The sequence below is a fragment of the Lactobacillus sp. C449L genome, assembly GCF_059900815.1.
In genome coordinates this window covers 1-472 of sequence record NZ_JBWXGA010000171.1, presented here as the reverse complement: position 1 = coordinate 472, position 472 = coordinate 1, and the positions used below count along the sequence as shown (strand labels likewise).

General features: G+C 70.1%; 1 protein-coding gene. It reads right to left on the bottom strand.

The annotated features are described in order from the left end of the window. Positions 1-139 precede the first annotated feature (139 nt). On the bottom strand, positions 140-472 hold a 333-nt coding region (locus tag AC2JF9_RS08870; protein ID WP_500727033.1), incomplete at its 5' end, for a DUF6766 family protein.

Sequence of the window (472 nt, the reverse complement as noted above, 5' to 3'; positions counted from 1 at the left end):
GGCACCTTCAGCCCGGAAAGGTCGAGCGCGAAGCTGTGCCCCGGCGGCGATCCGTCGCGCATCCCCTGAAGGTGCAGGGCGAGCAGCGCCCGCACCGCCTCCCCCGACAGGTCGTCCTCCCGGATCAGCGGCATGGCGGTCAGCCGGCCGCGACGTGGCGGACGTGGCGCCCGGCCGACCGCGCCAGCTCATGCTCGTGGCCGTGCGGCGCCGGATGCCCGCCATGGCGGAGATAATGGCGGTCCAGCTCGTCGATCAGCCGGTCCCCGTCCTGGCCGCCGGTGATGCGGATGAGCGCGTCGAGCTTCGCCTCCATGCGGTCGTCATTCTCCTTGGACGCGGGAGAGCCGACATAGAGGAAATAGGCAAGGCCCACCACCTGCCAGAGCAGCTGCAGGAACTCGGACTGCCAGTTCTCGAACGTGTCCCGCCCCATCTCGGACAGGTAGGCGGACAGTTCCGGCTGCTGGCC